Consider the following 16,391-nt stretch of genomic DNA (forward strand, 5'->3'; position numbering starts at 1 on the left):
CGTCCCGCGCCGACCCCCTCGACGACGATCACGGGTTGCGGCGGCAGGGCGACGGGAGGGCCGAAGATCCGCTCCCGCCAGTCGTAAGGGGCGTAGTGCGCGGTCCCGCCGAGCCGCAGCGGTTCGACCACCTGGACCAGCAGCCGCTCGGTCCACGCGAACAGTGCCTCGTGGGTGGCGATGTCGTCCAGATGGAGCACGGGGGCGTCTCCGAGCGCGTGGACCAGCCGTCCGGCGAACGTGGTCTTCCCGGAACCCGCGTGCCCGTCGACCCCGATGAGCCTGACCGGCCCGCAGGAGGGCGGCAGCAGCCGCAGCCGCTCGGCCAGATCACTGACGGCGGGGTCCTCGGAGGCGGGGGAGATGCGCATGGGGCGATTGAACACCGGGACGGGCGACACCGGAACGTGCCAGTGGTCTCGACCAATATTGGAGGGCGTGGCGTGGCCCGAGGTGCTGGCAGAAGTCCGTGTCCGGCGTCCATAGTTGGCGAACAGTCGTGCGTCTGAACTGTCTTCCCGGACCACTGGGGGTCACCCGCCCATGTCGAGACTTTCTGAGCCGTCCCGCAGGACCGTCCTGACCGCAGCCGTCGCCACAGCCGCCGCGGCGGCCGGAGCGGCCGCCGTCCCGGCCACCGCCGCCGCGCCACCGGTCCGGACCGAGGCCCCGGCCCGCCCGGCGCGCGCACCGGAGCGCGTCGTCGACCATCACGGCTGGACGTCGTACACCGACTGGTGCGGTGGCACCTCCGAGGGCACCCGCGCGCAGGCCGGAAAGCGGCCGGGGCTGGTGATCGGCTCCCCGGCCGGCACCATCGACTACACCGACCCGCACACCGGCCGCACGGCCCCCTGGGAGTACGCGACCTGGACGTCGCCCGTGCACCGGCTCGCCGTGCCCGCCACCGAGGTCATCCCCTCCTGGAACGCCCGCACCCCGGACGGCACCTGGGCCCAGATCGAACTGCGGGGCACCTACTCCGACGGCACCGACACCCCCTGGTACGTGATGGGCCGCTGGGCGTCGGGCGACAAGGACATCCGGCGGACCTCCCTCGACGGGCAGAAGGACGGCCGGAGCAGCGTCTGGACGGACACCTTCGCCATCGACGACCCGGCCACGGGGCTGCGTCTCTCCTCGTACCGGCTGCGGCTGACGCTCCACCGCACCCCCGGCACCCGCCTCACCCCCACGGTCTGGCGGGTCGGCGCGATGGGCTCCGACGTCCCCGACCGCTTCACCGTCCCGGCCTCCACGCCCGGCCTCGCACGCGAGCTGGACGTCCCGCGCTACTCCCAGGAGACCCACAAGGGCCAGTACCCGGAGTACGACAACGGCGGCGAGGCCTGGTGCAGCCCCACCTCCTCCCAGATGATCATCGAGTACTGGGGGCGGAAGCCCAGCACCGAGGACCTGGCCTGGGTCAACCCGGACTTCGCGGACCCCCAGGTGTGCCACGCCGCCCGGTTCACCTACGACCACGCGTACCAGGGCTGCGGCAACTGGCCCTTCAACGCCGCCTACGCCGCCACCTACCGGGACCTCCAGGGCGTGGTGACCCGGCTGCACTCGCTCACCGACCTGGAGAAGCTGATCGCGGCGGGCATCCCGGTGATAACTTCCCAGTCGTTCCTCGCCGCGGAGCTGACGGGCGCGGGCTACGGCACGCCCGGCCACCTGATGACGGTGATCGGCTTCACCGCCGACGGGGATGTCATCGCCAACGACCCGAACTCCCCGGCCAACGAGGCGGTGCGCCGCGTCTACCTGCGGCGCGAGTGGGAGAACATCTGGCTGCGGACCAAACGGTACAACGCCTCCGGCAAGGTCGTCTCCGGCACCGGCGGTGTCTGCTACCTCTACTTCCCGGCGCGGCCCACCGCCCGCCAGCGCGCCGCGCTCACGGCGGTCGGGGTGCGTGTGTGACCAAGGTCTCGGCCGCGACCGCCCCGACCGGTGGCAAGGTGGACGCACGGTAGGGGGGAAGTCCACCGCACGTCGATCACACCAGCGAGCTGCCATGACCGCGACCTCTGCCACCGCCGACGTCCGCACCCGCACGGGCGGCCCCGAGGACGACGGCCCCGAGATCGTCGAACACATCATGGGCTGGACCCTCGTCGTGGTCGTCGCGATGCTGGTGGTTCAGCTGGGTCTGCTGTGACCCGCACCCCTGCCGATCCCGAGGCCTGATCCACCGCCCGATCCTGTCGATCAGAGTCGAACAAGCTGGTGGTGCGGGTCTGCCATACTGCGGGTTGTCCCGCTGGCAGTTGGAGACCAGGACCGAAATTGAATAGCAGTCAACAGCGTGGGATCGAACGTCCGCGGGCCCGGGGCACCGACCGATCCCTAGCGCGCCGCGCCGAACTCATCTCCATCGGGCGCAGGTTGTTCGCCGACACGTCCTACGACACGCTGTCGATGGACGACATCGCGAAGCAGGCGCATGTGGCCAAGGGACTGATCTACTACTACTTCAAGTCCAAGCGCGGCTACTACCTCGCCATCGTCGAGGACTCGGTGGCCGACCTCATCACGCATGCGGCCAGTGGCCTCCGACTGCCCCCGGTGGAGCGCGTGCAGCGCACCATCGACTGCTATCTGCGCTACGCCCAGGACAACCAGGCCGCCTACCGCACCATCGTCAGCGGGGGCGTCGGCTTCGACACCCAGGTGCACGCCATCCGGGACGGCGTCCGCGAGGCCATCGTCGCCACCATCGCCGAGGGCGCCTACGGCAGGAGCGACATAGCCCCGGTGGTCCGCATGGGCCTGTTCGGCTGGGTCTGCGGGGTCGAGGGCGCCACCCTCGACTGGATCGACCGCCCGGGGCTGGACCGCGACACGATGCGCGAGCTGCTGGTCAGGATGCTGGGCGGAGCGCTGCGCGCCATCGAGGAGATCGACCCGTCGTACGCCGCCCCGGCGCCCGCCCGCCGCGACGGCTGACGGGCCGGGCCCGACGGGGACGGGGCGGAGGCCCGCTGTCGGCCCTCCGCCCCACATACCGTGCCTCCGGGGTCAGTTGATCGCCCTGATCAGCTCGCCGTCCGGGGTGTCACCGCTGAGCTCCCAGAAGAAGGTGCCGCCGAGGCCCTGCGCCTTCTTGTACTTCATCTTCCCCTTGACCGTCGCCGGGGTGTCGTAGCTCCACCACTCGTCTCCGCACTTGGCGTAGGCGGTGCCGCCCACCCTGCCGTTCGCCGGGCACCTGGCCTTGAGCACCTTGTAGTCCTCGTAGCCGGCCTCGTACGTGCCCGGGGCGGGGCCGGTGGCGGTGCCGCCGGGCGCCGACTCGGTGACCCCCGTCCAGCCCCGCCCGTAGAAGCCCAGGCCGAGCAGCAGCTTGGAGGACGGGATGCCGAGGCTCTTGAGCTTCGCGATGGTCGACGCGGTGTTGAAGACCGGGTTCGCGATGCCGGGGTACGGATACAGCGGCGAGTGCGGGGCGGTGGTCGCGTCCCAGGCGCCGAAGTAGTCGTACGTCATCGGATTGTACCAGTCGACGTACTTCGCGGCGCCCGCGTAGTCGGCCGCGTCGATCCTGCCGCCCTTGGAGGCGTCGGCCGTGATCGCGGCGGTGACCAGCTCCTTCTTGCCGAATCGTTTGCGCAGTGCCGCCATCAGCTCCTCGAAGGACTCCCGGCCGCTGGTGTCGCAGGTGAGGCCGCAGGCGTTGGGGTACTCCCAGTCGATGTCGATGCCGTCGAAGACGTCCTTCCAGCGGGAGTTCTCGACGAGGTCGTAGCAGGAGTTCGCGAAGGCCTCGGGGTTCTTCGCCGCCTCGCCGAAGCCGCCGGACCAGGTCCAGCCGCCGAACGACCAGACGATCTTGAGCTTCGGGTGCAGCTTCTTGAGCTTGCGGAGCTGGTTGAAGCTGCCGCTCAACGGCTGGTCGGCGGTGTCGGCGACGCCGTCCACGGACTCCTCCGCGGTGAACGGCTTGTCGGTGTCCGCCCAGGGGTCGCCGAGCGCGCACTTGCCGTCGACGACGTTGCCGAAGGCGTAGTTGATGTGGGTGAGCCGGTCCGCCGAACCGGACGTCTCGATGTTCTTGACGTAGTACTGGCGGCCGTAGATGCCCCAGTCGATGAAGTAGCCGACGACCTTGGAGCCGGGGGCCGCCTGCCGCGCGGCCGCACCGGCCGCCGTCTCGCCGGCGGACGCGGGGCCCGCGCCGGCCAGGAGTCCCGCGCCGAGGGCGGCGCAACACGCGGTGGAGAGCAGCGCCCGGGATCGGGTGCGGGGGTGGGACGGTCGGAGCATGGGGTCTCCTCGTGAGGGAGCGGGGAGTGAGCGGGGGAGGAAAGCCGACCTGCTGGTGGCGCGCCGGGGCGCCGCCTCACGCGGCTGCGGGGCCGCCGTTTGGCACGGACGCGATGGCGCGTTGCCGGAACAGTAGAAGGACTAGACCAATCGGTCAATGGTTTGGACCAATCAGCTTCGGCGAGTCGCTCCGCGGCTTTCTACTAATTAGCGGTCGTTAACTGGTGACTCGATGCCGCCGATCGGGCATACTCCAAGCGCCACAGCCGCTGACCAGCACACTTCCGAGATCCGGAGGGGCAGCATCGGCCGCGGCCCGTAAGACCCGGCGGAGCCACCCCATCCCTGGTGTGCGCCGCCGCAGTGCCCGACAGGGAGGAGAGCGTCGCCATGCCCGACCGCGCCCCGCAGCCGGTGGACCGTCAACTGCCCACGGAGGAGGCCCGGGATCTGATCTCGCTCGTCCGTGAGATCGCGCAGCGGGAGATCGCCCCGTACGCGGCCGAGGAGGAGGACGCCGGTCGCTTCCCGCGCGAACTCTTCGGCCTGCTCTCGGAGTCGGGACTGCTCGGCCTGCCGTACGACTCCGAGCACGGCGGTGGCGACCAGCCGTACGAGGTCTATCTGCAGGTCCTGGAGGAGCTCGCCGCGGCCCGTCTCACCGTCGGTCTCGGTGTGAGCGTCCACTCCCTCGCCTGCCACGCGCTCGCCACCTACGGCACCAAGGAGCAGCAGGTCGAGCACCTCCCGGCGATGCTCGGCGGCGGCCTGCTCGGCGCCTACTGCCTCTCCGAGCCCTCGTCGGGTTCGGACGCCGCGTCCTTGCGGACCAGGGCGGTGCGGGACGGCGACGACTGGGTGATCACCGGCACCAAGGCCTGGATCACGCACGGCGGGATCGCCGACTTCTACACGGTCATGGCCCGTACCGGCGGCGAGGGCTCACGCGGCATCACGGCTTTCCTGGTGCCCGGCGACGCCGAGGGGCTGAGCGCGGCGGCGCCCGAGAAGAAGATGGGCATGAAGGGCTCGCCCACCGCGCAGGTTCACTTCGACGAGGTGCGCGTCCCCGACAGCCGGCGCCTCGGCGAGGAGGGCCAGGGCTTCGCGATCGCCCTGTCCGCGCTGGACTCCGGGCGGCTCGGCATCGCGGCGTGCGCGATCGGCGTGGCCCAGGCCGCACTGGACGAGGCGGTCGCCTACGCGACGTCCCGTCGGCAGTTCGGGCGCCCGATCGCGGACTTCCAGGGGCTGCGCTTCATGCTCGCCGACATGGCGACCCGGATAGAGGCGGGCCGCGCACTGTATCTCTCCGCCGCCCGGCTGCGGGACGCGGGCCGGCCGTTCTCCAAGCAGGCGGCCATGGCGAAACTGCTGTGCACCGACAGCGCGATGCAGGTGACCACGGACGCCGTGCAGATCCTCGGCGGCTACGGCTACACGGCCGACTTCCCGGCCGAGCGCTACATGCGCGAGGCCAAGGTGCTGCAGATCGTCGAGGGCACCAATCAGATCCAGCGCATGGTCATCGCCCGCCATCTCGCGGGTCCCGAGTCACGCTGAAGGAGTTGACGAAGTCGGCGGGGGTGCCGTCGAAGGGCCCGTGGAAGCCGAGCGCCGAGCTGCCGAACGATCTGCTCGTGGCGAACGCGTCCCTGGTGGCACCGAACTGACCGAGATTGCTCGGGGGCGTCACCAGCCGCACCCACTCCGGGTCATGACGCCCGGGCAGGGTGCGGCCCCCGTCGGCCCACGTCCGCATCAGGGCCCGGTAGATGGGTGGATCCTGTGAGGAGGTCGCCCCCTGGGGAACCGATTCTGCCGGGGCCGGGACGAAGATGTGGTGGCGACGTCCGGCCACCGGGTACGTAGGGGTCATGCCGGGTCAACGCGACGACCGGCGCGGCGGTCACCGCTCAGGTGAATCGTGACTGCGTTCGCGACCGCCCCGGTCGGTGTGGCGTACGCGCCCCCGTGCGTCGGACGCACCGGACCCGCACCAGGGCGGCCCGAAGGACGCCATGGCGCGGGCGACCACGACAGAAGGTCTCAGGGGCGGTCACGGCGGCGGGAGGCCGTGGACGCGGAGGGCCGAACGGCCCGTGGGTCAGGCGGCCTGGCGGCGCGTCATCGGCACACGCATCGGGCGCGAACCCGGGCCGCCGACGTGGGAGAAGGGCTGCGTCCGCCAGTCGAGCCCCTGCGGGAGCGTCAACAGAAGGACGGTGTCCTGCTCCTGCGGTTCCACCGACTCGTCCGCGGACCGGGCGTCGGTGGCGGCACGGCCCGTACCGGCGCAGACCGTGAGCCCGAACGGGTTCCACGGCGACACGACCTGCGCGTGCTCCGGCAGGGCGTCCTCGTCGGACAGCAGGGCGATGGGCTGAGCGCAGTCCGGGCAGATGACCCGGTACATCTCGAAGGTGTCGTACGCGTCGAACTCGTCGTCCGGTTCGACGCCCTCCGGCTCGGGCTCGATGACCGACTGGAGGCGCTTGGGCGCGGTACGACCAGGGCGCTTAAGACTCTGCATGGGATTCTCCCCCTCGGGCTGGGCCGTTCGGGCACTGCGGCCTCGACCACAGCAAGCACTTCCCGTCCCGTGTCGGCGGTAATCACGAGATCATCACGAAGCCTGTTCGGGCGCTGTGGCCTTCGTCACATGCCGCTCGCAGATGCCCCGCCCACCGGCCCGATCGCCCCGACGGCCCGCGGCGGGCCCCCGGTCACATCACGAACCGGTCATGACCTGCGCCGCTGAGGTATCCGAGGAGATCAACCGCCCTGTAGGTTCTTGCGCCATGGAGGAGCTGGACCGACAGATCGTGCAGCTGCTCGTCGCGGACGGGCGGATGAGCTACACCGACCTGGGCAAGGCCACGGGCCTGTCCACGTCGGCCGTGCATCAGCGCGTGCGCCGACTCGAGCAGCGCGGTGTCATCCGGGGCTATGCCGCGGTCGTGGACCCGGAGGCCGTCGGGCTGCCCATGACCGCGTTCATCTCCGTGAAACCGTTCGACCCCAGTGCCCCCGACGACATCGCGGAACGCCTCGCCGGCGTGCCCGAGATCGAGGCCTGCCACAGCGTCGCGGGCGACGAGAACTACATCCTGAAGGTCCGCGTCGCCACCCCCCACGAGCTGGAGGAGCTGCTGGCCCGGCTGCGCTCCCTCGCGGGCGTCTCCACCCGCACGACGGTGGTGCTGTCCACGCCGTACGAGGCCAGGCCGCCCCGGATCTGACCCCCGGGCGGCAGCCGCCGGTACGGGCCCAGGTGCGGCCGTACCGGCGGCAGGCGCGAGACTGTTCCCCATGAGTGAACGCACCGCCTCGTCGGAAACCGTGTTGCTGCGCGGAGGAGAGGTCCACAGCCCCGCCGACCCGTTCGCCACCGCGATGGTCGTCGAACACGGACAGATCGCCTGGGTCGGGTCCGAGGGCGCCGCCGACGCCTTCGCCGAGGGTGTCGACGAGGTGATCGATCTCGAAGGCGCCCTGGTCACCCCGGCGTTCAACGACGCCCATGTGCACACCACCTCCACCGGTCTCGCGCTCACCGGCCTCGACCTCTCGGCCGCCCCCTCCCTGGAGGCCGCACTCGTTCTCGTCCGGGAATTCGCCGCCGCGCGTCCGGCCGACCGCGTCCTGCTGGGCCACGGCTGGGACGCCGCGCGCTGGCCGGGCGGCCGCCCCCCGACCCGTGCCGAACTCGACGAGGCCACCGGCGGCCGCCCGCTGTACCTGAGCCGTATCGACGTCCACTCGGCGGTCGCCACCACGGCCCTGCTCGGCCTCGTCCCGGGCGCCGACCGCTTCGACGACGGCCCGCTCACCCGCGACGCCCACCACGCCGTACGGGCCACCGCCCTCGGCGCCATCACGCCGGCCCAGCGCACCGAGGCCCAGCGCGCGGCCCTCGCCCGCGCCGCCTCCCTCGGCATCGGCTCGGTCCACGAGTGCGCGGGCCCGGAGATCTCCTCCGAGGACGACTTCACGGGGCTGCTGCGGCTCGCGGCCGAGGAGCCGGGCCCTCGGGTCGTCGGCTACTGGGCCGAGCGGGACGTCGCCAAGGCACAGGCCCTCGGGGCCGTCGGCGCCGCTGGTGACCTCTTCGTCGACGGCGCCCTCGGCTCGCACACGGCGTGCCTGCACGAGCCGTACGCCGACGCCCCGCACACCGGCACCGCGTACCTCGACGCCGACGCCGTCGCCTCCCATGTGGTCGCGTGCACCGAGGCGGGCCTCCAAGCGGGCTTCCACGCCATCGGGGACGCCGCCGTGACCGCCGTGGTCGACGGAGTCCGGGCGGCCGCGGAGAAGGTCGGCCTGCCCCGCGTGCGGGCCGCCCGCCACCGCGTCGAACACGCGGAGATGCTCACCCCGGACACGGTCGCCGCCTTCGCCGAACTCGGCCTCACCGTCTCCGTGCAGCCCGCCTTCGACGCGCTGTGGGGCGGCGAGGAGGGCATGTACGCCCAGCGCCTCGGCGTCGAGCGCGCCCGTGCCCTCAACCCGTTCGCGGCCCTCCTGCGGGCCGGGGTGCCGCTCGCCTTCGGCTCCGACAGCCCGGTCACGCCCCTGGACCCGTGGGGCACGGTCCGCGCGGCGGCCTTCCACCGCACGCCGGAGCACCGTGTGTCCGTGCGCGCGGCGTTCACGGCCCACACGCGGGGCGGCTGGCGGGCTGTCGGGCGGGACGACGCGGGCGTCCTCGTCCCGGGCGCCCCCGCCGACTACGCGGTCTGGCGCACCGATGGGCTGGTCGTCCAGGCCCCCGACGACCGGGTCGCCCGCTGGTCCACCGACCCCCGTTCCGGCACCCCCGGCCTGCCCGATCTCAGCCCCGGCACCGACCTGCCGGTCTGTCTGCGGACCGTCGTGGCCGGGCGCACGGTCTTCGTACGGCCGGGCGAGTGATCTCCACGGCGGGCGGGGGAGGAGTGAGGGCCCGCCCCGTCGCCGTGCGACCTGGGCATCCTCCGCGCTCACCAGGCCTCATACGGAAAACCCGCAGGTCAGGCGGTAGTTGACAGCGGGCGGCGGGAGGCCGGTAGGTTCGGCCGGGTCCACCACCGGACGTCCGACCGAGGAGCTTTCGCGCGGTCGTCGAAGCGCCGCTGGGTCAGGGGTGGTGCGCCCGACCGGCGCACCACCGCTGGCAGCCAGGCCCAGGGTTCGCGCTCGGCGAGGGAACGTTCCGGACCGGTCGGGTAGGTGTGACCCGGGTGGGGCCCGGCAGCTCAGTAGACAACGGCTTTCGGTCGACCCGCAGCCAGCGGGTCCCAGGTCGGCCCGAAGGGCGCCGGGCCCCCATCCGCCGCGGCGGAAGGCCCCCGGCTCCGCAACCGGAGGGTGGCCCACCCCGGCTCCGGGGCCGGCGGGCGGCAGTGGCCTACGCGGCCGGCGGAAGACCGGCCCTGGTCCGTTCCGCGTCGGTCGCCACCGCGTTCATGCCCGGCGCACACGCTCCCGCGGGGCGTGCTCCCGCACACCCCCTGTCGAATCGACACCCCTCTGGACAGGAGGCGACACTCCGGCGCAGGCCGCGGCCACTATGGTGGACCCCTGCGTACGGACTTGAAGGGGCAGCAGTGAACGACGGCGACGGGACCCTCGCGGCAGCAGGCCAGGAGAGGCGCTTCGGCCCGCTCGGCACGGCCTTGGTGATCATTCCGACCTACAACGAGGCGGAGAACATCAAGACCATCGTCGGCCGGGTGCGCAAGGCTGTTCCCGAGGCGCACGTCCTGGTGGCCGACGACAACAGCCCCGACGGCACCGGCAAGCTCGCCGACGAACTGGCCGCCGAGGACGACCAGGTCCAGGTGCTGCACCGCAAGGGCAAGGAAGGACTCGGCGCCGCGTACCTCGCGGGTTTCCGCTGGGGCATGGAGCACGGCTACGGCGTCCTGATCGAGATGGACGCGGACGGTTCGCACCAGCCCGAGGAGTTGCCCCGGCTGCTGACCGCGCTGAAGGGCGCCGACCTCGTCCTCGGGTCCCGGTGGGTGCCGGGCGGGCGCGTGGTGAACTGGCCCAAGTCCCGCGAGTTCATCTCCCGCGGCGGCAGCCTCTACTCCCGGGTCCTGCTCGACGTCCCCGTCCGCGACGTGACCGGCGGCTACCGCGCGTTCCGTCGGGAGACCCTCGAAGGGCTCGGCCTCGAGGAGGTCGCCTCCCAGGGCTACTGCTTCCAGGTCGACCTCGCCCGCCGGGCGATCAAGGCCGGCTACCACGTCGTCGAGGTGCCCATCACCTTCGTCGAGCGCGAGCTGGGCGATTCCAAGATGAGCCGGGACATCCTCGTCGAGGCGCTGTGGCGGGTCACCGCCTGGGGCGTGGGCGAGCGGGTCGGCAAGGTCCTCGGCCGCGACAGCAGGAGCGCGGACCCGGACGGGAAGAACTGATCGTTCCCTTATCCCGTCCTGAGACGGCGGCAGGCACACTGGGAGCATGACGACTGGCGCTTCGACCACGACGTACCCCGCCCGGCCTCGGCGCTCCCGGCTGCGCACGTTCCTGCCCCTGGGGATCGCCGCGTGGCTCGTGCTGGAGATCTGGCTGCTCACGGTGGTCGCGGGCGCGGCCGGTGGGCTCGCGGTGATCGTGCTGCTGGTGGCCGGGTTCCTCGCCGGGTCCGCGGTGGTCAAGCGGGCCGGGAGGCGGGCGTTCCGGTCGCTGACCGAGACGCTGCAACAGCAGCAGGCCGGCGGCGGCGCGGCGTCGGGGGTCGAGGCCGGCAAGAACGAGGGCAACGGCTTCCTGATGCTGGGCGGGCTGCTGCTGATGCTGCCGGGCATCGTCTCTGACGTGGTCGGGCTGGTGCTGTTGGTGCCGCCGGTGCAGAAGGCGCTGGGGCGGTACACGGAGCGCACGTTCGAGCGGAAGCTGCGGGAGGCGGGGGCCGGAGGGCTCGGGGACGCGTACACCCAGGCGCGGATCCACCGCCCCGACGGCAAGGTCGTCCCGGGCGAGGTCATCAGGGACGAGGCGCCGGGCAGCGCCGACGAGCCGAGGGACGCGCGGCCGCCGCTGGGGTACTGAGGGCGCCAGGAGCGCACGAAGACCGCGGTCTTCGTGCGCTCTGGGTCTGCCGCCCAGCCCCCGCAGGGGCTACGCGGACTTGCGGCTGTCTCGCGGATGAACCGCGATGTTCATCGCACCGGAGCGGAGAACGGCCAGGCGCTCCTCGAGGACCTCTTCGAGTTCCTCACGGGTGCGCCGCTCCATCAGCATGTCCCAATGGGTACGCGCGGGCTTGGCCTTCTTCTCCTCGGGGCCGTCGCCGTCCACGAGGAGTGCCTGGGCCCCACAGACCTTGCACTCCCACTCCGGCGGGATCTCCGCCTCCACCGAGAAGGGCATCTCGAAGCGGTGCCCCTTCTCGCATGCGTACTCCACGGCCTGGCGCGGAGCCAAGTCGATGCCGCGGTCCGTCTCGTAGCTGGTCACCACGAGGCGCGTGCCGCGAAGAGCTCGCTCACTCATGAATCGTGCCTCCCGGGCTTGTCGCCCACAGGACAGGTGTCGCTGTCGTCGTCATCCGGTCAACGTCCGGTCGGCGGTAAAGATTCCCGTTCCGTGTCCCGTTCCGGGTCATGCGTCGCCGTCGTAGCCGCCCTTGTTGTACCCACCGGCGCCCGGTTTGTCACATCTGACAGCAGATGTCACCCAGCGTTTCGGCATCTTTGACGCGCAGTAACGGTACGCCTGGCAGGCCAAACGCGTACACTACAGCCCTTTCGCTCCCGGTGCTAAATCCTCTCGGGAACGGGGTTGCCCGCGTCGCCGATCGCCCGGCGCACCGGAACCCTCGCGAGCAGGGCGAATCCGAGCACGAAGAAGAGAACCAGCGAGATGATCGCGTCCCGATAACTTCCGGTCAGCTGGTAGGTGAGACCGAACAGCAGCGGACCGAGCCAGCTCATCCCACGGTCGCTCATCTCGTACGCCGAGAAGTACTCGGCCTCCTTGCCGGGCGGGACGAGGTGGGAGAAGAGGGAGCGGGACAGGGCCTGGCTGCCGCCGAGGACCAGACCGATGCCGCCGGCCAGCACGAAGAACCAGACGGGTGCCCCCGCCGGGAGGAAGTAGCCGACGGACAGGATCAGCGTCCAGGCGACCAGGGAGCCGAGGATCGTCCGCTTGGCACCGAAGCGGCGGGCCAGCCGGCCCATGCCGAGGGCGCCGCACACCGCGAGCACCTGCACCAGCAGGACCGCCACGATCAGCGTGGACTGCCCGAGGCCGAGTTCCTCGGAGCCGTAGACCGACGCCTGCGAGATCACCGTCTGGATGCCGTCGTTGTAGATCAGGTACGCCAGGAGGAAGGCGAGTGTGAGGGGGTGGCGGCGCATGTCCCGGACGGTCGCCGCCAGCTGGCGCAGCCCCGGCGCGGTGGCCTCCCCGGTCTCCGCCGACGGCTTGCGGCGGTCCCGCAGCCGGCGCAGCGGGATCAGGGCGAAGGCGCCCCACCACAGGCCCGCCGAGGCCAGACAGATGCGGACGGCCATGCCCTCCGAGAGGCCGAAGCTGTCGTGCGAGGTGAAGAGGATCAGGTTGGCCACGAGGACCAGGGAGCCCGACGCGTAGCCGAAGGCCCAGCCCCGGGAGGAGACGGCGTCGCGTTCCTCGGGCGGCGCGATCTGGGGGAGGTAGGAGTTGTAGAGCATCATCGCGACGGACTGCGCCGCGTTCGCGACGACGAGGAGCACGCCGCCGAGGAGGTAGCGGTCGCCGTCCAGGAAGAACATGCCGGCCGTGGCGGCGGCGCCCAGATAGGCGGCCGCTCCGAGGAGGGGCTTCTTGCGGCCGGTGCGGTCGGCGGCGGCGCCCACCAGCGGCATGATCACCACGGCGACGATCACCGACAGGGACACCGAGTACGCGAAGAACGAGCCGGCGCGGACCGGGATGCCCAGCGGGTGGACGTAACCGTCGGGGTCGGCTGCGGACTTGGCGACCTCGGTCAGATAGGGGCCGAGGAACACGGTCAGGACGCTGGTCGAGTAGACGGAACAGGCCCAGTCGTAGAAGTACCAGCCGCGCTGTTCGCGTCGCCGGTCCGCGGCCTCGTCGGCCTCGTCCGTCCGCACGGTGTCGGTGCCCACCCGTGCCCCCTCGCTTCCCCGGGAAGGGCCGCGCGACGGCCTCAGACCCAGGTCCCCCGGTCTTCGAGCACCTTGCGCAGCGTGTCGATGTGATCGGTCATGATGCCATCGACGCCGAGGTCGAGGAGACGGTGCATACGTTGCGGTTCGTTCACGGTCCACACATGGACCTGGAGGCCGCGGGCATGGGCGGTCCGCACGAAACGGTGGTCGACGACCGGCACCCCCGCCTGCGACTCGGGCACCTGCGCGGCGATCGCCGAGCGGCGCAGCGGGGCGGGGAACCCCCACGAGCGCAGTCGCAGCCCGAGGACGCCGCCGGTGCCGTACGAGGTGGCCAGACGGGGGCCGGCCAGGCGCTGGGCCCGCGCCACCCGCGGCTCGGAGAAGGAGCCGACGCAGACGCGGTCCCAGGTGTCGGTGTGGGCGATCAGGTTGAGCAAGGGGTGGAGCGCCGACTCCGCCTTGACGTCCACGTTCCAGCGGACGTCGGGGAAGGTCTCCAGGAGTTCCTCGAAGAGGGGGACCGGTTCGACGCCCGCCACGCGCGCGTGCCCCACCTCCTTCCACGGCAGGTCCGCTATCCGGCCCGACCCGTCGGTGACCCGGTCCAGGGTGGCGTCGTGGAAGGCGACGAGCTTGCCGTCGAGCGTGGCGTGCACGTCGGTCTCGATGTACCGGTAGCCCGACTCCACCGCGTGCCGGAACTGGGCCGTGGTGTTCTCCAGGCCGTCCGCCGCCCCGCCCCGGTGGGCGAAGGCGATCGGGCCCGGATGGTCGAGGTAGGGGTGGCGTATCAGGGCGGTCACCCGGGAAGTATGGCCCGCTCCGATGGACCGGTGGCAACGACCGTGCTGCCGGACGCCGAGGGGACGGCGAACACGCGCAGGAACAGCTGGGCGAGCGGGCCTATGGAGAGGGCGTACAGGAGGGTACCCACGCCGACCGTGCCGCCGAGGACGAAGCCGGTCGCGACCACCGTCAGTTCGATGCCCGTGCGGACGAGACGGATCGACAGGCCGGTCACCCGGTTCAGGCCGGTCATCAGGCCGTCGCGGGGGCCCGGGCCGAAGCGGGCGGCGATGTAGAGGCCGGTCGCGGCGCCGTTCAGGACGATCCCGACGACCATCAGGGCGAGGCGGGCCGCCCAGGTGCGGGCGTCCGGGGTCAGGGCGAGCGTCGCGTCCATCGCGGCCCCGATCACCAGGACGTTGGAGACCGTGCCGAGGCCGGGGCGCTGGCGCAGCGGGATCCACAGCAGCAGGATCGCGGCGCCCAGGATCGTGAGGACGACCCCCATCGACAGGCCGGTCCGCTCGGAGATCCCCTGGTGGAGCACGTTCCAGGGCTCCAGCCCGAGACCCGACCGGACAAGGAGCGCCGAGCTCACGCCGTAGAGGGTGAGGCCGACGTAGAGCTGAAGCAGGCGCCGCGTGAGATGCCCGTGTGCGGACACGAGATGTCCCCCTTGTTGGTGGTAGTGGCCTGTCGCATGTCACCCTGTGGCTTGAGGAGTGATGTGCTCCATGGCCAATTCGGGGAAGGTGGACTGGAAACGTGTCTCAGTGGACTTCCGCGGTCGGGGCCGCGCAGCTCGCTCGCATGCTCAACTCCCAGCAGGACCGCCCCAGTGGGCCAGGCAGCAAGCGTCCGCCCGCCTACCGTGCCCTCGCCGACGGCGTCCGGTTGCTGGTCCTCGAAGGGCGCGTGCCGGTGGCGGCCCGGCTGCCCGCCGAGCGGGAGCTGGCGCTCGCGCTCTCCGTCTCCCGTACGACCGTCGCCGCGGCCTACGAGGCGCTGCGCACGGAGGGGTTCCTGGAGTCCCGTCGCGGGGCGGGCAGCTGGACCGCCGTACCGGCCGGGAAGCCGCTGCCGGCGCGGGGTCTGGAGCCGCTGCCCCCGGAGGCGCTCGGCTCGATGATCGACCTGGGGTGCGCGGCGCTGCCCGCGCCCGAACCCTGGCTGACCCGCGCCGTGCAGGGCGCCCTGGAGGAGCTTCCGCCGTACGCGCACACGCACGGCGACTATCCGGCCGGGCTGCCCGCGCTCCGCTCGATGCTCGCCGACCGGTACACCGCGCGCGGCATCCCGACGATGCCCGAGCAGATCATGGTGACCACGGGGGCCATGGGCGCCATGGACGCCATCTGCCACCTCTTCGCGGGGCGCGGCGAGCGGATCGCCGTGGAGTCGCCCTCGTACGCCAACATCCTTCAGCTGATGCGGGAGGCCGGGGCCCGGCTGGTGCCGGTCGCGATGGCCGAGGGGCTCGCCGGGTGGGACATGGACCGCTGGCGGCAGGTGCTGCGGGAGGCGGCGCCGCGGCTCGCCTACGTCGTCGCCGACTTCCACAACCCCACGGGGGCGCTCGCCGACGAGGACCGGCGGCGGGGACTGGTCGACGCGGCCCGGGCCGCCGGCACGGTGCTGGTCGTGGACGAGACCATGGCCGAGCTGTACCTCGACGAGGGGGTGGAGATGCCCCGGCCGGTCTGCGCGTTCGATCCGGCGGGCTCCACGGTGATCACGGTCGGGTCGGCCAGCAAGGCGTTCTGGGCGGGCATGCGGATCGGATGGGTGCGAGCCGCGCCCGAGGTGATCCGCAGTCTTGTGGCGGCGCGGGCGTACGCGGATCTGGGGACGCCGGTGCTGGAGCAGCTGGCCGTGAACTGGCTGATGGGTTCCGGGGGCTGGGAGCAGGCCGTCGGGATGCGGCGGGAGCAGGCGCGGGAGAACCGGGACGCGCTCGTCACCGCCGTGCGCAGGGAGCTGCCGGACTGGGAGTTCAGCGAGCCGCGGGGCGGGCTGACGCTGTGGGTCCGGACCGGGGGTCTGTCCGGGTCGCGACTCGCGGAGGTGGGGGAGCGGGTCGGCGTCCGGGTGCCGTCCGGGCCGCGGTTCGGGGTCGACGGGGCGTTCGAGGGGTATGTACGGCTGCCGTTCACCGTGGGCGGGGCGGTCGCGGAGGAGGCGGCGACCCGCCTGGCCGCGGCGGCGCGGCTGGTGCGG

16 protein-coding genes are annotated in these 16,391 nt (G+C 72.0%); 9 read left to right on the forward strand and 7 right to left on the reverse strand.

All coding sequences use genetic code 11. From position 1 onward, the window contains the following. A partial coding sequence (locus AOK15_RS11950; RefSeq protein ID WP_420876893.1) for a uridine kinase family protein occupies positions 1-371 on the reverse strand: 371 nt, incomplete at its 3' end. Between the two features lie 172 nt (positions 372-543). Between AOK15_RS11950 and AOK15_RS11955 the strand changes: the two genes are divergently transcribed. The 3 genes from AOK15_RS11955 (at position 544) to AOK15_RS11960 (ending at position 2,955) form a co-directional block, all read left to right on the forward strand. Continuing rightward, positions 544-1,929: a peptidase C39 family protein gene (locus AOK15_RS11955; RefSeq protein ID WP_055515721.1), complete on the forward strand. Its 1,386-nt coding sequence runs from the start codon at positions 544-546 to the stop codon at positions 1,927-1,929. 94 nt (positions 1,930-2,023) lie between these two features. Then, complete coding sequence (locus AOK15_RS43840) at positions 2,024-2,167, forward strand: SCO1431 family membrane protein (protein ID WP_107099392.1); 144 nt, start codon at positions 2,024-2,026, stop codon at positions 2,165-2,167. Positions 2,168-2,295: 128 nt separating this feature from the next. Beyond that, positions 2,296-2,955: a TetR/AcrR family transcriptional regulator gene (locus tag AOK15_RS11960; RefSeq protein WP_055515723.1), complete on the forward strand. Its 660-nt coding sequence runs from the start codon at positions 2,296-2,298 to the stop codon at positions 2,953-2,955. A gap of 72 nt (positions 2,956-3,027) precedes the next feature. Here the strand turns inward: AOK15_RS11960 and AOK15_RS11965 are convergent, their stop codons facing one another. Continuing rightward, positions 3,028-4,272: a glycoside hydrolase family 18 protein gene (locus AOK15_RS11965; protein ID WP_055515725.1), complete on the reverse strand. Its 1,245-nt coding sequence runs from the start codon at positions 4,270-4,272 to the stop codon at positions 3,028-3,030. Positions 4,273-4,662: 390 nt separating this feature from the next. On the opposite strand from AOK15_RS11965, the gene AOK15_RS11970 reads away from it, so the two are divergent. Next, positions 4,663-5,835: an acyl-CoA dehydrogenase family protein gene (locus tag AOK15_RS11970; protein ID WP_055515727.1), complete on the forward strand. Its 1,173-nt coding sequence runs from the start codon at positions 4,663-4,665 to the stop codon at positions 5,833-5,835. Between the two features lie 544 nt (positions 5,836-6,379). Here AOK15_RS11970 and AOK15_RS11975 read toward each other — a convergent pair. Then, positions 6,380-6,805: a hypothetical protein gene (locus tag AOK15_RS11975; protein WP_055515729.1), complete on the reverse strand. Its 426-nt coding sequence runs from the start codon at positions 6,803-6,805 to the stop codon at positions 6,380-6,382. A 268-nt stretch (positions 6,806-7,073) separates the two neighbouring features. Here AOK15_RS11975 and AOK15_RS11980 point away from each other — a divergent pair, with 268 nt between their 5' ends. The 4 genes from AOK15_RS11980 (at position 7,074) to fxsA (ending at position 11,316) form a co-directional block, all read left to right on the forward strand. Further along, the gene (locus tag AOK15_RS11980; protein WP_033532524.1) at positions 7,074-7,514 is read left to right on the forward strand and encodes an Lrp/AsnC family transcriptional regulator; all 441 of its coding nucleotides are present in this window, start codon (positions 7,074-7,076) and stop codon (positions 7,512-7,514) included. A gap of 70 nt (positions 7,515-7,584) precedes the next feature. Further along, entirely contained in the window at positions 7,585-9,189 is a 1,605-nt protein-coding gene (locus AOK15_RS11985; protein ID WP_055515732.1) for an amidohydrolase, read from the forward strand. 674 nt (positions 9,190-9,863) lie between these two features. Then, positions 9,864-10,679: a polyprenol monophosphomannose synthase gene (locus AOK15_RS11990; protein ID WP_055515734.1), complete on the forward strand. Its 816-nt coding sequence runs from the start codon at positions 9,864-9,866 to the stop codon at positions 10,677-10,679. Positions 10,680-10,725: 46 nt separating this feature from the next. Beyond that, positions 10,726-11,316, forward strand: coding sequence for an FxsA family membrane protein (fxsA, locus tag AOK15_RS11995; RefSeq protein WP_055515736.1), 591 nt, complete (start codon positions 10,726-10,728; stop codon positions 11,314-11,316). A 69-nt stretch (positions 11,317-11,385) separates the two neighbouring features. Here the strand turns inward: fxsA and AOK15_RS12000 are convergent, their stop codons facing one another. From AOK15_RS12000 to yczE, 4 genes are all read right to left on the reverse strand, one after another. Further along, complete coding sequence (locus AOK15_RS12000) at positions 11,386-11,760, reverse strand: RNA polymerase-binding protein RbpA (protein ID WP_003977404.1); 375 nt, start codon at positions 11,758-11,760, stop codon at positions 11,386-11,388. 266 nt (positions 11,761-12,026) lie between these two features. Continuing rightward, on the reverse strand, positions 12,027-13,382 hold the full coding sequence (locus AOK15_RS12005; RefSeq protein WP_055515738.1) for an MFS transporter: 1,356 nt from the start codon (positions 13,380-13,382) through the stop codon (positions 12,027-12,029). A 41-nt stretch (positions 13,383-13,423) separates the two neighbouring features. After that, complete coding sequence (locus AOK15_RS12010) at positions 13,424-14,191, reverse strand: glycerophosphodiester phosphodiesterase family protein (protein WP_055515739.1); 768 nt, start codon at positions 14,189-14,191, stop codon at positions 13,424-13,426. After that, the gene (yczE, locus tag AOK15_RS12015) at positions 14,188-14,838 is read right to left on the reverse strand and encodes a membrane protein YczE (protein WP_055515741.1); all 651 of its coding nucleotides are present in this window, start codon (positions 14,836-14,838) and stop codon (positions 14,188-14,190) included. The genes AOK15_RS12010 and yczE overlap by 4 nt, the downstream gene beginning before the upstream one ends. A 101-nt stretch (positions 14,839-14,939) precedes the next feature. On the opposite strand from yczE, the gene yczR reads away from it, so the two are divergent. Next, positions 14,940-16,391 (forward strand): MocR-like transcription factor YczR (gene yczR / locus AOK15_RS12020; RefSeq protein WP_055515743.1); only part of this gene is annotated, 1,452 nt, incomplete at its 3' end.

The organism is Streptomyces ossamyceticus (genome assembly GCF_001418475.1).
Classification (GTDB): Bacteria; Actinomycetota; Actinomycetes; order Streptomycetales; family Streptomycetaceae; genus Streptomyces; species Streptomyces ossamyceticus.